Source organism: Mesorhizobium sp. M7D.F.Ca.US.004.03.1.1 (assembly GCF_003998635.1).
GTDB classification, from domain to species: domain Bacteria; phylum Pseudomonadota; class Alphaproteobacteria; order Rhizobiales; family Rhizobiaceae; genus Mesorhizobium; species Mesorhizobium loti.
Genome location: NZ_RZQG01000045.1, coordinates 1 through 16,035, shown reverse-complemented (window position 1 = coordinate 16,035; position 16,035 = coordinate 1). Strand labels below are relative to the sequence as shown.

Here is a 16,035-nt window from a genome sequence, read left to right as displayed (position 1 = left end):
GGTCCGAGCACATCGAGCTTCTGCTTGCTTCCGCCGGGCACATTGCCGTTGAGGTAGGGCACCACGGGTGCGGCCGCATCGGCCTTCGGCTGCGGCCGGCCGCGCGTCTCGGGATGACCGTTGACCGACACGTCGGCCAGGTAGTTGATGAGCTTGGTCGCACGGTCCTGCCGCTTGACCTGCTGGAACAGCTCCGGCGTCGTGTCGATGAACTTGGTCGTGTAGGAATTGTCTGCGAAGCTCGGATGGTTGATGATCGCTTCGAGGAAGGTCAAATTGGTGGCGACGCCGCGGATGCGGAATTCGCGCAACGCCCGGTTCATGCGGGCGATGGTCTCGGCCGGCGTCGGCGCCCATGCCGTCACCTTCTCCAGCAGCGGATCGTAGAAGCGGGTGATGACCGCGCCCGAATAGGCGGTGCCGCCGTCGAGGCGGATGCCGAAACCGGTGGCGCCGCGATAGGCGGTGATGCGGCCGTAATCCGGGATGAAATTGTGCTCAGGATCTTCGGTGGTGATGCGGCACTGCAAGGCGTGGCCGTTCAGCCTTATGTCCTTCTGTGCCGGCACGCCCGATTCCGGCGTGCCGATGGCAAAGCCGTCGAGGATATGTATCTGCGCCTTGACGATGTCGATGCCGGTCACCTGCTCGGTGACGGTGTGCTCGACCTGGATGCGCGGGTTGACCTCGATGAAGTAGAATTTGCCGGTGTCTGCGTCCTGCAGGAACTCGACCGTGCCGGCGCCGATATAGCTGGTCTCGCGGGCGATCTTCAGCGCATGGCCGCAGAGCTCCTCGCGCTGCGACATTTCGAGATAGGGCGCCGGCGCCCGCTCGACGACCTTCTGGTTGCGGCGCTGGATCGAGCAGTCGCGCTCGAACAGGTGCACGGCATTGCCATGCGTGTCGCCAAGCACCTGCACCTCGACATGGCGGGCGCGCTCGATCAGCTTTTCGAGATAGACCTCGTCCTTGCCGAAAGCGGCTTTCGCCTCGCGCTTGCCTTCCGTGACTTCACGGGCAAGGTCGGCTTCGGCGCGGATGGCGCGCATGCCGCGGCCGCCGCCGCCCCATGATGCCTTCAACATCACCGGATAGCCGATCTCCTTGGCCAGTTTCTTGACCGCATCCATGTCGTCCGGCAACGGATCGGTGGCGGGGATCACCGGCACGCCGACTTCGATGGCGAGATTGCGCGCGGCGACCTTGTTGCCGAGCCGCCGCATCGTGTCCGGCTTCGGCCCGATGAAGGTGATGCCGGCCTCGGCACAGGCGTCGGCGAATTCGGGGCTTTCCGACAACAGCCCGTAGCCGGGATGAATGGCATCGGCGCCCGAAAGCCTGGCGACTCGGATCACCTCCTCGATCGACAGATAGCTTTCGATCGGTCCCATGTCCCGGGTCAGATGCGGCCCGCGTCCGACCTGGTAGCTCTCGTCGGCCTTGAAGCGGTGCAGGGAGTACTTGTCCTCCTCTGCCCAGATCGCCACGGTTTTGAGGCCGAGTTCGTTGGCCGCGCGAAAGACGCGAATGGCGATTTCGGACCGGTTGGCGACGAGGATCTTCGTGATGGCCAAGGACTGGGCTCCAGCAACGGAAGGAAGAGAAATCGGCGCAATGATTAGCGTGAAAATGCTGCAGTGCAAACAAAATTGACGCGCGTTTAAACCGATTGAAATAGAATCTTTGCGCCAAACCCCTTCGCATTCATCCCGACGCGCAAAGAGAAACGCTGGCATTGCGGTCAACGCACGATCATTCCCCGGCTAAAGGCCTGGCTGTATCGATCGCCCGCTCCTGCGGAAGCAAACGCGGCTCAAAAGAAAAATGCCCGGCGCGAGGCGCCGGGCATCTGTAAAATCTGGAGACTGACGAGCTTACATCTTCTGGATGTAGGTGTACTTGCCGTCGTCGCCCTTCTTCCATTCGTAGATGACGTAGCCGGGCAGCGTCGGGTCGCCCTTGGCGTCATAGGACAGGTCGCCGAGCACGGTCTTGAAGGGGCCGTTTTCATGCAGCGCCTTGGCAACTGCCTGCGGGTCGTTCGACTTGGCAGCGGTCGCTGCTTCCGAGATCGCCTGCACGGCGGCGTAAGCGTAGAGCGTATAGGCTTCCGGCTCGAAGCCCTGCGCGCGGAACTTCTCGACGAGTTCCTTGTTGGCGGGGATCAGGCGCGGATCCGGGCCGAACGTGTTGAGCGTGCCCGCAACCGCGTCGCCCGCGATCGAAGCCAGCTCGTTCGACACGATGCCGTCGCCGGAAACCAGCGTCGCCTTGAGGCCCTGGTCGGCCGCCTGACGAATGATCAGGCCGGCTTCGGTGTGCAGGCCGCCCCAATAGATGATGGTAACGCCGGCTTCCTTCATCTTGGCGATCAGTGCCGAGAAGTCCTTGTCGCCGACATTGATGCCTTCATACATGACTTCCGTCAGGCCCTTGGCGTTCATCGCCTTCTTGGTCTCGTCGGCAAGGCCCTGGCCGTAGGTGGTCTTGTCGTGAACGACGGCGATCTTGGCGTCCTTGAAGTTCGCGGCGAGATAAGCGCCGGCGATGCTGCCCTGCTGGTCATCGCGTCCGCAGGTGCGGAACACGTTCCACAGGCCACGTTCGGTGAACTGAGGGTTGGTCGCGGCCGGCGTCACTTCGACGATGCCGTTTTCCGCATAGACTTCCGATGCCGGGATCGAGACGCCCGAGTTGAAGTGGCCGACCACGAACTTGACGCCGTCGCCGACGAACTTGTTGGCGACCGAGATGCCCTGCTTCGGATCGGAGACGTCGTCGCCGACTTCGAGCTTGATCTGCTCGCCGTTGATGCCGCCCTTGGCATTGATGTCGGCGACAGCCGCTTCCGCACCCTTCTGAAGCTGTGCGCCGAAGGCGGCGTTCGGACCGGTGATCGGGCCGGCAACGCCGACCATGACGTCAGCCCACGCGGCGCCACCGAACGCGACAAGCGCGGTCAGGGCGACGGCGGACAAAAGTGACTTTTTCATTTAAACGCTCCCATTTACGGAGTGGGCGTGGATGAAGCTTTCATGCGATGCCCACCCTTATCGCAGAAAGCATAGTTTGCCGATTTTCAGGCACTTGTCACGCCGATTCAATTCCGAGGCGGCGTTAATGATGAACGTCAACCTTTCGGTTTCCAGCTCAAGATTGAAGCTCTTTCGTAGAGCCAATTATACTGTGTCACCATCTGGTTGGTGCGCGTGTATTGATAGCCGATGAAGCCGAGGATCATCAGCACGATGGTGTCGACGATGTAGTAGTGCAGCGAGAACATCGTGCCGCCGAACAGCGCGTGATGGATGAAGCGGATGCCGATGCCGAGACCCAGCATGTAGGCGAACAGGTGGATGAAGCTGCGCCATGTCTGGGCGCTGGCCTTGCCGGTCATCCAGGCCGCCCAGCCGCCGAGCAGACAGGTGACGAAGAAGAACTGCCAGATCGACGGCTCCTCGTAGAGAATGCCCTGCATGGTGAAGTCTCCTTAGCATGATCCCGAAAAGTTGCAGACTTTTCGGACAAAGATCATGCGACAAACAAACAACTTGGAACGGAATACCGCATGCACACATTCCGCTCCAAACTCAGTGATGTCCGCCTTCAAGATAGGCGGCGCGCACTTCCGGATTGGCGAGCAGCTCCTTGCCGGTGCCGCTCATCGTCACATTGCCGTTGACCATGACATAGCCGCGCGTGGCGAGCTTGAGCGCGCCGAAGGCGTTCTGCTCGACCAGGAACACGGTCAGCCCCTGCGTGCGGTTCAGTTCGCGGATGGCGTCGAAGATCTGCTTGACGATCAGCGGCGCCAGACCCAGCGACGGTTCGTCGAGCAAAAGCAGCTTCGGCCGCGCCATCAGCGCACGTCCGATCGACAGCATCTGCTGCTCGCCGCCCGACAGCGTGCCGCCGCGCTGGGCGATACGCTCCTTCAGCCGCGGAAACAGCGTGAACACCTTCTCGACGTCCTCGTCATAGTGCTTGAGGTTGTCGAGGCTGGCGCCCATCTGCAGGTTTTCCATCACCGTCATGCGCGGAAAGATGCGCCGGCCCTCGGGCGACTGGGCAATGCGCATGCGGGCGATCTCGTGCGTCGGCATCTGGGTGATGTCGGTGCCGGCAAAGGTGATGGTGCCGGCTCGAGCGCGCGGCGCGCCGAAAATGGTCATCATCAGCGTCGACTTGCCGGCGCCATTGGCGCCGATCAGCGCCACGATCTCACCCTGCTTGACCGTGACATCGACACCGTTCAACGCCCGGATGTTGCCGTAGTAGGTCTGCACGCCCTTGATATCGAGCAGCGTTGTCGCGGCCATCACTTGCCCCCTCCACGCTTGCCCGCCACAGGCTTGGCGGCAGCAGTCTTTCCCGAAGCCGCATTTGCAGTCTTTCCGGAAGTATGGCTGGTCGCCACTTTGCCCGCATCGACCCGGCGCGAGAATTCCGTGTCCTTGCCCTGACCGAGCAGCTTGGCCTGCTTGACCCATTCCTCGCGCGCGATGCGTCCGTCAAAGGCGAGATAGGCTTCGGCGGCCTCGACGTCGGCCTTTTTCCAGGCGCCAATCTGGTCGAAGTGGAAGATGCCGTGATCGTTAAGCTTCTTCTCGTTGACCGTACCGATACCCTTGATGCGGGTCAGGTTGTCAGCCTTGCCGCCGCGAGGCGCCGCCAGACGGTTGGAGATTCCGCCAGCCGTCGCCGCAGGGGCCTTCGCCACAGGGGCCTTGGCTGCCGGCTTGGCCGGCGCAGTCGACTTCGCCGCCGTCCCGGTGGTGGCCTTTGACGCCGCTTTCGGAGCAGGCTTTGCCTTCGCCGCCGGAGCAGACTTCTCGGCCGCCAGCGAGGTAGCCTTGTTTGCTGCGGCGAGCGATCTCGCGTCGACCTGACCGGCCTTTGACGCACCCCTCGCCACCGTAACCCGCTCGCCTGAACTGTGACCGACCGTGTCGGTCACAGGCCCGGCGAGATACGAAGACGACGTCCCCGGACCATGCGCGGCATCTGGCCCCGTATCGAGCTGTTCGATGACGTCTTCGTCGCCGACTTCGGTAAGGACCGCCTCGACTTCCTCGTCGTCGACGCCAAGATAGGCGGCGATGACGCGCGGGTCGGTGCGTACCGATTGCGGACTGCCGTCGGAGATCTTGCGGCCATATTCCAGCACCACGACATGGTCGGAGATCTGCATGACCACCGACATGTCATGCTCGATCAACAGGATCGAGGTGCCTGATGTCTTCTTGATATCGATCAGCAGTTCGTTGAGCGCCGCCGATTCCTTCGGGTTGAGGCCGGCCGCCGGCTCGTCGAGGCACAGAAGCTCCGGCCCCGTGCACATGGCGCGGGCGATCTCGAGACGCCGCTGCGCGCCATAGGGCAGATCGCCGGCCGGATCGTCGGCTCGATCGACGAGGTCGGCCTTCTCCAGCCAGTGCTTGGCAAGCTCTACCGATTCGGCCGAGGCCTTGCGGTAACCGCTGAAGCCGAACAGGCCCAGGATCGTATAGCCCGATGCCTTCATCAACTTGTTGTGCTGGGCAACCAGCAGGTTCTCCAGCAGCGTCATGCCCGAGAACAGGCGAATGTTCTGGAAGGTGCGCGCTACCTTGGCGCGCGCCGGGATCTCATGGTTGGGCAGACGTTCGAGCAAATAGCTCGTACCGTCGTTCCGGTTGAGCGTGATCATGCCTTCCGACGGCTTGTAGAAGCCGGTGATGCAGTTGAACACGGTGGTCTTGCCGGCACCGTTGGGGCCGATCAGCGCGGTGATCTCGCCGCGCCTGGCGGCGAAGGACAGGTCGCCGATGGCCACCAGGCCGCCGAACTTCATCGACAGATGATCGACCTGCAGGATGGCCTCGCTCATGGGTGTGCTCGCATTCATCAGCCGTGGCCCTCCTTGGTGAAGGAACCTGAGACAGCCCTTCGCTCCTTGAGGAAGGCGGTTGGTTCACGACTGCCGACGAAGCCGCGCGGCTTCCACAGCATGACGATTACCATGGCCATGCCGAACAGAAGCATGCGGTAGAGTTCCGGCGTGAAGTCTGGCCCAAAGATCTGCTTGAGGAAGTCGAGTTCGCGCAGCGCCTCGGTGCCGCCGATCATCACCATCGCGGCAACGGCGATACCGACCAGCGAACCCATGCCGCCGAGCACGACGATCGCCAGGATGATGGCCGATTCCAGGAAGACGAAGGATTCCGGGCTGACGAAGCCTTGCCGCGCGGCAAAGAAAGAGCCGGCGAAGCCGCCGAACATGGCGCCTGTGGCAAAAGCCGTGAGCTTGGTCGTCGTCGTATTGATGCCCAGCGACCGGCAGGCGATCTCATCCTCACGCAACGCTTCCCAGGCACGGCCGACCGGCAGACGCCGCAGCCTGATGGTGACGAAGGCGGTGAGCAGGCACAGGCCTAGGATCAGATAATAGAGGAAAATCTTGTAGTAGGCGCCCGACTGGGCGATGTGCAGCACCTTGGCGATGTAGTTCGGGTCTGACACGTTGAACGACATCAGTCCGAAGAAGCTGACCTTGGGAATGCCGGAAATGCCGGCCGATCCGTTGGTGACCTCGCGCCAGTTGATGAGGACCAGGCGGATGATCTCGCCGAAAGCCAGCGTCACGATCGCCAGATAGTCGCCGCGCAGGCGCAGCACCGGGAAGCCAAGCAGCACCCCCCAGAGGGCGGCCATGGCGCCGGCGGCCGGCAACAGGATCCAGAACGACAGACCAAAGTGCGTGGCGAGAAGCGCATAGGCATAGGCGCCAAGTGCATAAAAGGCGACATAGCCGAGGTCGAGCAGGCCGGCGAGGCCGACGACGATGTTCAGGCCCCAGGCCAGCATCACATAGATCAGGATCTGGATGCCGAAATTGTCGACCCATTTCAGCGAACCCTGCAGCCCGCTGGCGATCGACCAGGCGTTCAGCGACAGCACCGCGACCACGAGGATCGGGTATAGCACCAGCGCTGTGACGCCCAATTTGGTGAAGTTGGCATGGATGAAGGCGCGGAAGTAGTAGATCACGCAAGCGAGCACATAGATGATCGCCAGGGCGCGCAGGAATTGCAGATAGCCGGCTGGCTCTGCTCCCACCCATCCGGCGAGAGAGTTGTTCAACACGAACAGCAGCACCGCCGCGACAACGGCCGCGATGAACCACGGCAGCTGGAAGAACCGTGACGCCACGCTGGCCGGCAATAGGCCGGTGGCAACGTTGGTTATCTTCTGGCTGGCCATGAAGGGCTGGCCGTAGGCGACATAGAGGAAGCGCCCGACAGCCGTGGCGATCACCACCGCGGCGAGCAGGCCCCAGCGCGTCGTCACGACCAATTCATTGGAGATGTTCTGGCCGGTCTTCAGGCCGATGAACAGCACGAACAGGCCAAGCGAAATGGCGCCGGCATAGAACGCTTCCTTGAGGGCCCGTTGGATAGGGGTGGCGACGATGTCGCTCTCGGGAGATACGGTGACGGCCATGGTCTCAGACCTTTTCGACTTCTGGCCGGCCCAGAATGCCGGAAGGCAGGAAGATCAGCACGATCGCCAGGATCGAGAACGCCGCGACATCCTTGTAGTCGATCGAGAAATAGGCCGACCACATGCTCTCGATGAAGCCGATCAGAAGCCCGCCGAGCACCGCACCCGGCAGTGAGCCGATGCCGCCAAGCACCGCCGCGGTAAAGGCCTTCACGCCAGGCGTGAAGCCGTCCGAGAAGGCAATGACGCCGTAATACATCAGGAACAGCGTACCGGCGACAGCAGCAAGGGCGGCCCCCATGATGAAGGTGATCGAGATGGTGCGGTCGACATCGATGCCGAGCAGAGCCGCCATCTTGCGGTCCTGCTCGCAGGCGCGTTGCGCCCGACCGAGCGAAGTCCTGTTGACCAGATACCAGAACAGCGCCAGCAGCAGCGCGGTGACAACGACGATGATGATCTGCTTCAGCGACACGCTGATGCCGTTGATGTTGTAAACCTGCGAAACCATTGGAGGGATCGGCTTGTTGCGTGGCCCTTGCGTCACTTGGACGAAGTTCGACAGCGCGATCGACATGCCGATGGCGGTGATCAACGGCGCCAGCCGGAACGAACCGCGCAGCGGCCGGTAGGCCACCTTCTCGATCGTCCAGTTGTAGAGGCTGGTGAGCAGCATCGCCACGATCATCATGACCAGCAGCGCGATGACCACGGGCACCGAATAGAACAGCGCGCCGAGGACGAGGAAGACGATCAGCGCCGTGAAGGCGCCCACCATGAAGATGTCGCCATGGGCGAAGTTGATCATGCCGATGATGCCGTAGACCATCGTGTAGCCGATCGCGATCAGCCCATAGATCGATCCCAGCGTCAGCCCGTTGATAAGCTGCTGGACAAAGTACTGCATGTGTACATGGCTCCCCTGGAATGTCGCCCATGCAGACGCATTCCTTTTCGTATTTCCCCTAGTCGTAAAGTTTCGAGCCCGGATTGCAACGTCATTTTTCAATCGTCATGCGTGTTTTCGAGGCACGCCTTTCCGATCGCCCGTTTTTCACACCCGACCCCTGGACTATCGCGGACCCTAGCATTGGCATAACGCAATGTCTTTGACGATTCGGCTGCATCATGCGCCCCGTTTCGAAGAAATCGCCGTCAAAATTAGGTGATGAGAGGAATCGTTGCGTTGCTGACACGATCCGTTTTTCGTTCAGTCTCTTTCCCCTGGGTCAGGTTTCCCTTCACTTGACCACAAAACCATGCGCGAACGGATCGCGGTCATCGATGAAGATGGTGTTCAATCCGGTCATCCGTGCCCAGCCGCCGATCGAGGGTATGATGGCCGGTTTGCCAGCGACGGTGACGTCCTTTTCGATCTTGCCCTTGAACAGCGAACCGATGATCGATTCATGGACGAAGCTGTCGCCGGCCTTGAGTTTGCCCTTGGCATGAAGCTGCGCCATGCGCGCCGAGGTGCCAGTGCCGCATGGCGAGCGGTCGATCGCCTTGTCGCCGTAGAACACGGCATTGCGGGCATCGGCCCCGGCCACGGTCGGCTTGCCAGTCCACAGCATGTGTGACAGCCGGTTGATGCCCGGGTTCTCGGGATGCACGAAGGAATATTTCTCATTGAGCCGCTGCCGCACCACCGGACTCCAGGCGATGAAGTCGCCCGCCGAATAGTCGGCCATGTCGCGGTAGTTTGCCTGCGGCTCGACGATGGCGTAGAAATTGCCGCCATAGGCGACGTCGACGGTGATTTCGCCGAGCTGCGGGCATTCGACCGTCAGCCCCTCGGCGTAGAGGAAGGAGGGCACGTTGGTGATGCGCACCTCCTCGACATAGTCGCCGACCTGCTTGTACTCGGCAATGACCAGACCGGCCGGAGTGTCGAGCCTGAGCACGCCCGGCGTCTTCGGTTTGATCAGCCCGTGTTCGATCGCCATCGTCACCGTGCCGATGGTGCCGTGGCCGCACATCGGCAGGCAGCCGGAGGTTTCGATGAACAGGATGGCGATGTCGCAATCCTCGCGCGTCGGCGGATAGAGGATGGAGCCGGACATCACGTCATGGCCGCGCGGCTCGAACATCAGCCCGGTGCGAATCCAGTCATACTCGGCCAGAAAATGCGCCCGCCGCTCCATCATCGTCGAGCCCTCAAGCAGCGGGCCGCCGCCGGCGACCAGCCGCACCGGATTGCCGCAGGTGTGGCCGTCTATGCAGAAGAAGGATTTCTTGGCCATGACGCTCCTCGAAAAACAAAACCCGAAAAATCAGAATCGTTGCGGACTGAAGGGGGCCAGATCGATCGGCGGAGTCTGCCCCAGGACAAGATCGCGGATCAACCGTCCGGTGGCCGCCGCCTGGGTCAGGCCGAGATGGCCGTGGCCGAAGGCATAAACCACCGACCGCTTTCCTGGCGCGCCGCCGATGACGGGCACTGAATCCGGCAGCGAGGGACGGAACCCCATCCATTCGCGTCCGCCCGAGGGATCGAGCCCCGGCAGGAATTTTTGCGCCTTCTGCAGCAGCGCCTTCGACCTGCTATAATTGGGCGGCCGTTCGATGCCGCCGAGTTCGACGGCGCCGCCGACGCGCAGGCCCGTTTCGAGCGGCGTGACGACGAAGCCATGGCCGGAGAAGATCAGCATCCGCTTCACGTCGAAGGCACTCGTCGGCAACGTCGTGTTGTAGCCGCGCTCGGTCTCCAGCGGAATGCGATCGCCGAGTTGCCTCGCCAGCAGATGCGACCATGCGCCGGCGGCGACGACAAGGTGTCGGGCCTGCCTTGTGGTGCCGTCTGCCAACGTCAGTGTCGCACCATCCTGATCCGCCGCGACTTGGCTGATCCGAGCCAGCTCAAAGCGGGCGCCCTTGGCCTGTGCATAGGCCCACACCGCCTTGCCCAGCAGTTTCGGGTCGGCGACCGTCTTCCATCCCGGCACGAACGTACCTTTGATGAAGCGCGGCGACAGCCCCGGCTGCAAGGCGGCCAGTTCCTCGCCCTCGACATGGCGGAAACCGATGCCGAAACGCTCACGCGCCGCCCAGCCGGGCAGCCCGGCCCGAAATTCGGCCTCGCTTTCGTAGAGCTCCAGTGAGCCATCCTCGCGCAGCATCGACCGCGTACCGGAGCGATCGAGCAGGCCCATCCATTCCGCTTCGGCGAGCTTCATCATGCCGGCTTGAGCGGCAAGGCTCGCCTCGTATTTTCCCGGAGCACCTGCACGCCAGAAGCGGATCAACCAGGGCAGAAGCTTCGGCAGATAGGCGGGGGGGATGCTGAGCGGGCCGAGCGGATCCGCCAGCCATTTCGGCAGCTGTCGCATCATGCCCTTGTGCGCCATCGGCAGCACATCGGAAAAGGCAAAAGCGGCGGCGTTGCCGGAGCTCGTCTCCTCGCAGATGCCAGAACGATCGAAGATCGTGACCTTGCGTCCCACGTCGGCCAGAGACGCAGCGGCACAGATACCGATAATGCCACCACCGACGATGGCGATGTCGATTGCAGCATCGCTATTCATGGCTGCGCGTGCCGTTCTGCATGTGCCAATCTCGCCTCATCCGACCCTTCGGGCCACCTTCTCCCCGACGGAGAGAAGAGGCTGACGCCGGTGTTGGCGACCTCTTCTCCCCTCGGGGAGAAGGTGGCCGCGTAGCGGTCGGATGAAGGGGACTGCGGCATTGCGACCCTTAGAACTGCGGCAGCTTCGGCCGAACCGCGAGCGCATCCTTGATGATCTTCTCGACGGCCTTGCGGCGCTCGCCCGACAGCGGCTGGCGCGGCATGCGCACGCGGTCATTTGTGTTGATCGCGAACACTTCGGCAAGCTTGATGTTTTGTACCAGATAGGTCGAGACATCGAGATCGAGCAGCGGCCGGAACCAGCGGTAGATGGCGAGCGCCTCCTCGCGGCGGCCCTGCTTCATCAGCTGGTAGATGGCGACGGTCTCGCGAGGGAACGCGGTGACCAGTCCGGCCACCCAGCCGATGGCGCCAACCGACAGCGCCTCGAAGGCGAGATTGTCGACACCGGTAAACAGGTCGTAGCGGCTGCCCAGGCGATTGATGATCTCGGTCGAGCGACGGATGTCGTCCGAGGATTCCTTGATCGCGACAAAGCGCTTGTCCGACGCCAGCTCCTCCATCTGGTCGACGGTGACGTCGACGCGGTAGGCGAGCCGGTTGGAGTAGATCATGACTGGCAGGTCGCCGGCCTGCGCGACCGCGCGCAGGGCCGCGACCGTCTCTTCCGCATTGGTGTGGTAGATCGGGCTCGGCACCACCATCAGGCCGTTGGCGCCTTCCTTGGCGGCGCGCTTCGCGATGCTGGCGGCCTCGCGAGTGCCGGCCTCGTTGACGGTCAACAGCACCGGCTTCTTGCCGGCAACCTTCTGCGCGGTCTTCAGCACTTCGATCTTCTCGTCGGGCGACAGCATTGGCCCTTCGCCGAGCGATCCGCAGACGATGATGCCGTCGCAGCCGGCCTCCATCTGCAGGTTAAAGCAGCGCTCCATCTCGGCATGATCGAGACGATCATCCGCGGTGAATTTGGTCGTGACGGCGGGGAAAACTCCGGTCCACATGATCATGTCTCCATCTGATATATCAGCCATATATCTGTTAAGAAACCGCCTGTCAATACAGATTCCGTTATGATATATTCAAGATATATCAGGAGAACGCCTTTGATATCCATGGAAGCAAGCACCGCGTCCGAACCGGCCGCCACCAAAGCCTATCATGTGCTCGAGCACATGATCGTCACGCTCGAACTGGCCCCGGCGAGCTTCGTAACCGAGGGCGCCCTGATCGAAAGGCTCGGGCTCGGCCGCACGCCGGTGCGCGAGGCGATCCAACGGCTGGCCTGGGAGGGGCTGCTCGACGTCCGGCCCCGCGCCGGCATCGCGATCGCTCCGCTCCATCCCGGCGACTGGCTGCGCGTGCTCGATGCGCGCCGCGGCGTCGAGGTGGTCCTGGCCCGCTCGGCCGCCCGCTTCGTCACCCGCGAGGCCGCCGACCTGTTTCACGAAGCAGCGCTCGCCATGCAGAAGGCGGTCATCTCGGGCAACGTGCTTGCCTTCATCCAGGCCGACAAGGCACTCGACGAAGCGCTGGCGCTGGCCGCCGACAATCCGTTCGCCGCCCGTTTGGCCGCCCCCTTGCAGACCCACAGCCGGCGCTTCTGGTTCCGCTACAAGGCCGACACCGGCCTTGCCGAATCCGCCGAGCACCATGTCGCGCTGATCCGCTCGATCCTCGACGGCGACGAGGAGGCCGCGGCCAAGGATGCCAAGCGCCTGATGGCGCTTTTGCGCGGCCATGCCGAGGTGGCCGCAACGCGCTGATCGAACGGCTCAGATCCCTTGCGCCGTCGCGGTGACCGCGACGGTATTCTCCCATCCGTCACCGGTCGCGAAGATGCAGCTTCGGCCCTGCACGTCGGTCACCAGCATGGTCCATGTCCCGCTTGCCGAAACATAGACCTCGACAATGGCGGCTTGCCCGACCACACCGTAGCCGATCTGCTTTTGTTGAAAGGCCTGCGCCAATCCCGCGACAAGATCACTGTGGCCGCCGCAGATGAGTTGCGCCTGTGCGGGTAGCGTCGACAGCGCCAGCGTGGCGCCGATCGCGGCTATCCTGATCCATCGAACGAAAACATGTGCGCCATCTGGCACCTCCTTCGCCTTGACGTTCCGGCAAAGGGAGGCACATGGGCAGCCTCAATATGCCGGGACGTTCCAGGCCGGATTCGACGTCTTCATCACGTCACTCCTTCTGGTTTCCGGTCTGTCGTCAGGGAATTCTATCGCATTCCTGGATTCGATATGGTGAGGTCGCGATGTGAAAACAAGCATCCTTGCGGCGCGTTGCGGGGCGCAATCCGCGTCAGGCTTCCGGCTCGCGAAGTGCTGCCCATTTCAGCAAGGCATCGAGAGCCGGACATAGCGCCTGCCCCCAATCGGTCAGGCAATACTCGACCTTCGGCGGCACCTGATGATGAACGATGCGACGGACAATTCCGTCGGCCTCCATCTGCCGCAGCTGCTGGATCAGCATCTTCTGCGAGATCGCCGGGATCGCGCGTTCGAGATCGGAAAAGCGCAGCACCTTGCCGCCGAACAGGTGAAACAGGATCACCAGCTTCCAGCGGCCTTCGAGGATGCGCAGCACATTCTCGACGCCGCTCGCCGCCGACAACGGCGTCAACGCTTCGCCCTTACTTTCGGGTCTAACCTTACTTTCAGGCCCAACCTTACTTTCAAGTAAGTACCTTACCTTTTCGTCGGTTCTTGTCATTTTTTCAGTCTATCTCATTTTAGGAGCCGGACAAGGCCGCGGACCTTCGCGTCAACGGCCAGAACTGGGACCGGAGATGAAATCATGACCGAAGAACTTCCGCAGCCGCTGACCGACTATTTTGTCGCCAAGAACAGGCATGACATCGACGCCATGCTCGCCTCCTTCTCATCGGACGCCACGGTCAGGGATGAAGGCAAAACCCATCATGGTTCGGCTGCCATCCGCAGCTGGATGGAGGAGACGACCAAAAAATACCGGGTGACCGTTGAGGTCGCCGACGCGACGGTCAACGGCGATGCATGGCGGATCGCCGGCATCGTCTCAGGCAATTTTCCCGGCAGCCCGGCGACACTCCACTACGTCTTCACACTGGCCGATGACCAGATCACGCGGCTGGAGATCGACGCGTGACCATCCCTGAGAGACCCACGGTCGACGATCGGCCATCCTACGACGGCACGCACGAAGCGGTGTGACGCCATGCAAAAAGGGCGCGACAAACGTCGCGCCCTTGTCGTCGAAAATTTCTCTCGAGATCAGTTCATCGTCGGGATGACGAATTCCGCACCGTCCTTGATGCCGGACGGCCAGCGCGAGGTCACCGTCTTGGTCTTGGTGTAGAACCGGAACGCGTCCGGGCCGTGCTGGTTGAGATCGCCGAACGAAGACGCCTTCCAGCCGCCGAAGGTGTAATAGGCGATCGGCACCGGGATCGGCACGTTGATGCCGACCATGCCGACCTGGACCCGCGAAGCGAAATCGCGCGCGGCATCGCCATCACGGGTGAAGATGGCGACGCCATTGCCCATCTCGTGGTCGTTGGCGAGCTTGATCGCGCTCTCATAGGTCGGCGCGCGTACCACCGAGAGCACCGGCCCGAAGATCTCTTCCTTGTAGATGCGCATGTCAGCGGTGACGTTGTCGAACAGGCAGCCGCCCATATAGTAGCCGTCTTCATAACCCTGCATGGAGAAGCCGCGGCCGTCGACGACCAGCTTGGCGCCTTCCTTGACGCCGGTATCGACATAACCCTTGACCCGTTCAAGAGCCTGCGCCGTCACCAGCGGGCCGAAATCGGCCGAAGAGTCGGTCGAAGGACCGACCTTCAGGCTCTCGACGCGCGGAATCAACTTTTCCATGAGCCGGTTGGCGGTGTCGTTGCCAACCGGGACGGCGACCGAGATCGCCATGCAGCGCTCGCCGGCCGAGCCGTAGCCGGCGCCGATCAGCGCGTCGACGGTCTGGTCCATGTCGGCATCGGGCATGATGATCATGTGGTTCTTGGCGCCGCCGAAGCACTGCACGCGCTTGCCGGCGGCCGTGCCGCGCGAATAGATGTAATGGGCGATCGGCGTCGAGCCGACAAAGCCGATGGCCTTGATGTCGGGATCGTCGAGGATGGCGTCGACCACGTCCTTGTCGCCGTTGACGACGTTGAGGATGCCCGCCGGCAGCCCGGCTTCGAGGAACAGTTCGGCAATGCGCATCGGCACGCCCGGATCGCGCTCCGACGGCTTGAGGATAAAGGCGTTGCCGCAGGCGATGGCCGGCGCGATCTTCCACAGCGGGATCATCGCCGGGAAGTTGAACGGCGTGATGCCGGCGACGACGCCGAGCGGCTGGCGCATCGAATAGACGTCGATGCCGGGACCGGCGCCGTCGGTGAACTCACCCTTCATCATGTGCGGCGCACCGATGCAGACCTCGACCACTTCAAGGCCGCGCTGGATGTCGCCCTTGGCGTCGGCAATCGTCTTGCCGTGCTCGCGCGCCAGGATGTCGGCCAGTTCGTCATAGTCGCGGGCGACCAGTTCGAGGAATTTCATCAGCACGCGCACGCGGCGCTGCGGGTTCGTTGCCGCCCACTTCGGCTGCGCTGCCTTGGCATTCTCGACAGCCGCGCGCAGTTCCGCCTGCGAAGCCAGCGCCACCGTGCCGCGCACGGAGCCGTCCATCGGCTGCATGACATCCTGCTTGCGGCCGCTGGTCCCGGCGACATGCTTGCCGCCGATGAAATGACCGTAGTCGATCATGATTTCTCTCCCTTTGTTTGTGATGCCGCATTGTCCGCCTTTGGCCGGCGGATGGCAACGCGACGGAGAACGCAACCGTTGTGCGAAAAGTAGATAACGATTGACGGACGGGCATCAATTCCCGCAAATGACGGGATGCAATTGCTGCTACGGATTGAGAGATTGAGTTCCTTCGCCACAGAACGCAGCATCGGCGATTGTCATCCGGAC

General features: G+C 62.4%; 15 protein-coding genes. 2 read left to right on the top strand and 13 right to left on the bottom strand.

Features of this window, described 5'->3' with window-relative positions; translation table 11 throughout:
* From EN935_RS05225 to EN935_RS05180, 10 genes are all read right to left on the bottom strand, one after another.
* The coding region (locus EN935_RS05225) for a biotin carboxylase N-terminal domain-containing protein (RefSeq protein WP_127373196.1) at nt 1-1,577 on the bottom strand (1,577 nt) is incomplete at its 3' end.
* 300 nt (nt 1,578-1,877) lie between these two features.
* Nucleotides 1,878-2,996: a branched-chain amino acid ABC transporter substrate-binding protein gene (locus EN935_RS05220; RefSeq protein WP_109664608.1), complete on the bottom strand. Its 1,119-nt coding sequence runs from the start codon at nt 2,994-2,996 to the stop codon at nt 1,878-1,880.
* Between the two features lie 137 nt (nt 2,997-3,133).
* Nucleotides 3,134-3,481, bottom strand: coding sequence for a DUF6867 family protein (locus tag EN935_RS05215; protein WP_109664604.1), 348 nt, complete (start codon nt 3,479-3,481; stop codon nt 3,134-3,136).
* Nucleotides 3,482-3,593: 112 nt separating this feature from the next.
* The gene (locus EN935_RS05210) at nt 3,594-4,322 is read right to left on the bottom strand and encodes an ABC transporter ATP-binding protein (RefSeq protein WP_109664599.1); all 729 of its coding nucleotides are present in this window, start codon (nt 4,320-4,322) and stop codon (nt 3,594-3,596) included.
* Nucleotides 4,322-5,890 carry an ATP-binding cassette domain-containing protein gene (locus EN935_RS05205; RefSeq protein ID WP_109664595.1) on the bottom strand — a complete coding sequence of 523 codons (1,569 nt, stop codon included), beginning with the start codon at nt 5,888-5,890 and terminating at the stop codon, nt 4,322-4,324. Before EN935_RS05205 ends, EN935_RS05210 begins: the two co-directional genes overlap by 1 nt.
* The gene (gene livM, locus EN935_RS05200) at nt 5,890-7,485 is read right to left on the bottom strand and encodes a high-affinity branched-chain amino acid ABC transporter permease LivM (protein ID WP_109664591.1); all 1,596 of its coding nucleotides are present in this window, start codon (nt 7,483-7,485) and stop codon (nt 5,890-5,892) included. Before livM ends, EN935_RS05205 begins: the two co-directional genes overlap by 1 nt.
* A gap of 4 nt (nt 7,486-7,489) precedes the next feature.
* Complete coding sequence (locus EN935_RS05195) at nt 7,490-8,392, bottom strand: branched-chain amino acid ABC transporter permease LivH (RefSeq protein ID WP_109664588.1); 903 nt, start codon at nt 8,390-8,392, stop codon at nt 7,490-7,492.
* Nucleotides 8,393-8,726: 334 nt separating this feature from the next.
* Entirely contained in the window at nt 8,727-9,728 is a 1,002-nt protein-coding gene (locus EN935_RS05190; protein WP_109664585.1) for a 4-hydroxyproline epimerase, read from the bottom strand.
* A gap of 30 nt (nt 9,729-9,758) precedes the next feature.
* On the bottom strand, nt 9,759-11,009 hold the full coding sequence (locus EN935_RS05185) for an FAD-binding oxidoreductase (RefSeq protein ID WP_164771016.1): 1,251 nt from the start codon (nt 11,007-11,009) through the stop codon (nt 9,759-9,761).
* 169 nt (nt 11,010-11,178) lie between these two features.
* A complete protein-coding gene (locus EN935_RS05180; protein WP_109665430.1) occupies nt 11,179-12,072 on the bottom strand; it encodes a dihydrodipicolinate synthase family protein in 894 nt (297 codons plus the stop codon).
* 111 nt (nt 12,073-12,183) lie between these two features.
* Between EN935_RS05180 and EN935_RS05175 the strand changes: the two genes are divergently transcribed.
* On the top strand, nt 12,184-12,834 hold the full coding sequence (locus EN935_RS05175) for a GntR family transcriptional regulator (RefSeq protein WP_245463064.1): 651 nt from the start codon (nt 12,184-12,186) through the stop codon (nt 12,832-12,834).
* A gap of 9 nt (nt 12,835-12,843) precedes the next feature.
* Here the strand turns inward: EN935_RS05175 and EN935_RS05170 are convergent, their stop codons facing one another.
* Nucleotides 12,844-13,167: a hypothetical protein gene (locus tag EN935_RS05170; protein ID WP_245468924.1), complete on the bottom strand. Its 324-nt coding sequence runs from the start codon at nt 13,165-13,167 to the stop codon at nt 12,844-12,846.
* Between the two features lie 211 nt (nt 13,168-13,378).
* Nucleotides 13,379-13,699 carry a winged helix-turn-helix transcriptional regulator gene (locus tag EN935_RS05165; protein WP_057145399.1) on the bottom strand — a complete coding sequence of 107 codons (321 nt, stop codon included), beginning with the start codon at nt 13,697-13,699 and terminating at the stop codon, nt 13,379-13,381.
* A 174-nt stretch (nt 13,700-13,873) separates the two neighbouring features.
* On the opposite strand from EN935_RS05165, the gene EN935_RS05160 reads away from it, so the two are divergent.
* A complete protein-coding gene (locus EN935_RS05160; protein WP_126066760.1) occupies nt 13,874-14,203 on the top strand; it encodes a nuclear transport factor 2 family protein in 330 nt (109 codons plus the stop codon).
* Nucleotides 14,204-14,328: 125 nt separating this feature from the next.
* Here the strand turns inward: EN935_RS05160 and EN935_RS05155 are convergent, their stop codons facing one another.
* Nucleotides 14,329-15,825, bottom strand: coding sequence for a CoA-acylating methylmalonate-semialdehyde dehydrogenase (locus EN935_RS05155; protein WP_023811796.1), 1,497 nt, complete (start codon nt 15,823-15,825; stop codon nt 14,329-14,331).
* Nucleotides 15,826-16,035: the final 210 nt, after the last annotated feature.

Excerpts from the sequence above, each read along its gene's own strand:
- EN935_RS05220 (WP_109664608.1), bottom strand. The coding sequence starts at position 2,996 with ATGAAAAAGTCACTTTTGTCCGCCGTCGCCCTGACCGCGCTTGTCGCG.
- EN935_RS05215 (WP_109664604.1), bottom strand. The coding sequence starts at position 3,481 with ATGCAGGGCATTCTCTACGAGGAGCCGTCGATCTGGCAGTTCTTCTTC.
- EN935_RS05210 (WP_109664599.1), bottom strand. The coding sequence starts at position 4,322 with ATGGCCGCGACAACGCTGCTCGATATCAAGGGCGTGCAGACCTACTAC.
- EN935_RS05205 (WP_109664595.1), bottom strand. The coding sequence starts at position 5,890 with ATGAATGCGAGCACACCCATGAGCGAGGCCATCCTGCAGGTCGATCAT.
- livM (WP_109664591.1), bottom strand. The coding sequence starts at position 7,485 with ATGGCCGTCACCGTATCTCCCGAGAGCGACATCGTCGCCACCCCTATC.
- EN935_RS05195 (WP_109664588.1), bottom strand. The coding sequence starts at position 8,392 with ATGCAGTACTTTGTCCAGCAGCTTATCAACGGGCTGACGCTGGGATCG.
- EN935_RS05190 (WP_109664585.1), bottom strand. The coding sequence starts at position 9,728 with ATGGCCAAGAAATCCTTCTTCTGCATAGACGGCCACACCTGCGGCAAT.
- EN935_RS05185 (WP_164771016.1), bottom strand. The coding sequence starts at position 11,009 with ATGAATAGCGATGCTGCAATCGACATCGCCATCGTCGGTGGTGGCATT.
- EN935_RS05180 (WP_109665430.1), bottom strand. The coding sequence starts at position 12,072 with ATGTGGACCGGAGTTTTCCCCGCCGTCACGACCAAATTCACCGCGGAT.
- EN935_RS05175 (WP_245463064.1), top strand. The coding sequence starts at position 12,184 with ATGGAAGCAAGCACCGCGTCCGAACCGGCCGCCACCAAAGCCTATCAT.
- EN935_RS05160 (WP_126066760.1), top strand. The coding sequence starts at position 13,874 with ATGACCGAAGAACTTCCGCAGCCGCTGACCGACTATTTTGTCGCCAAG.
- EN935_RS05155 (WP_023811796.1), bottom strand. The coding sequence starts at position 15,825 with ATGATCGACTACGGTCATTTCATCGGCGGCAAGCATGTCGCCGGGACC.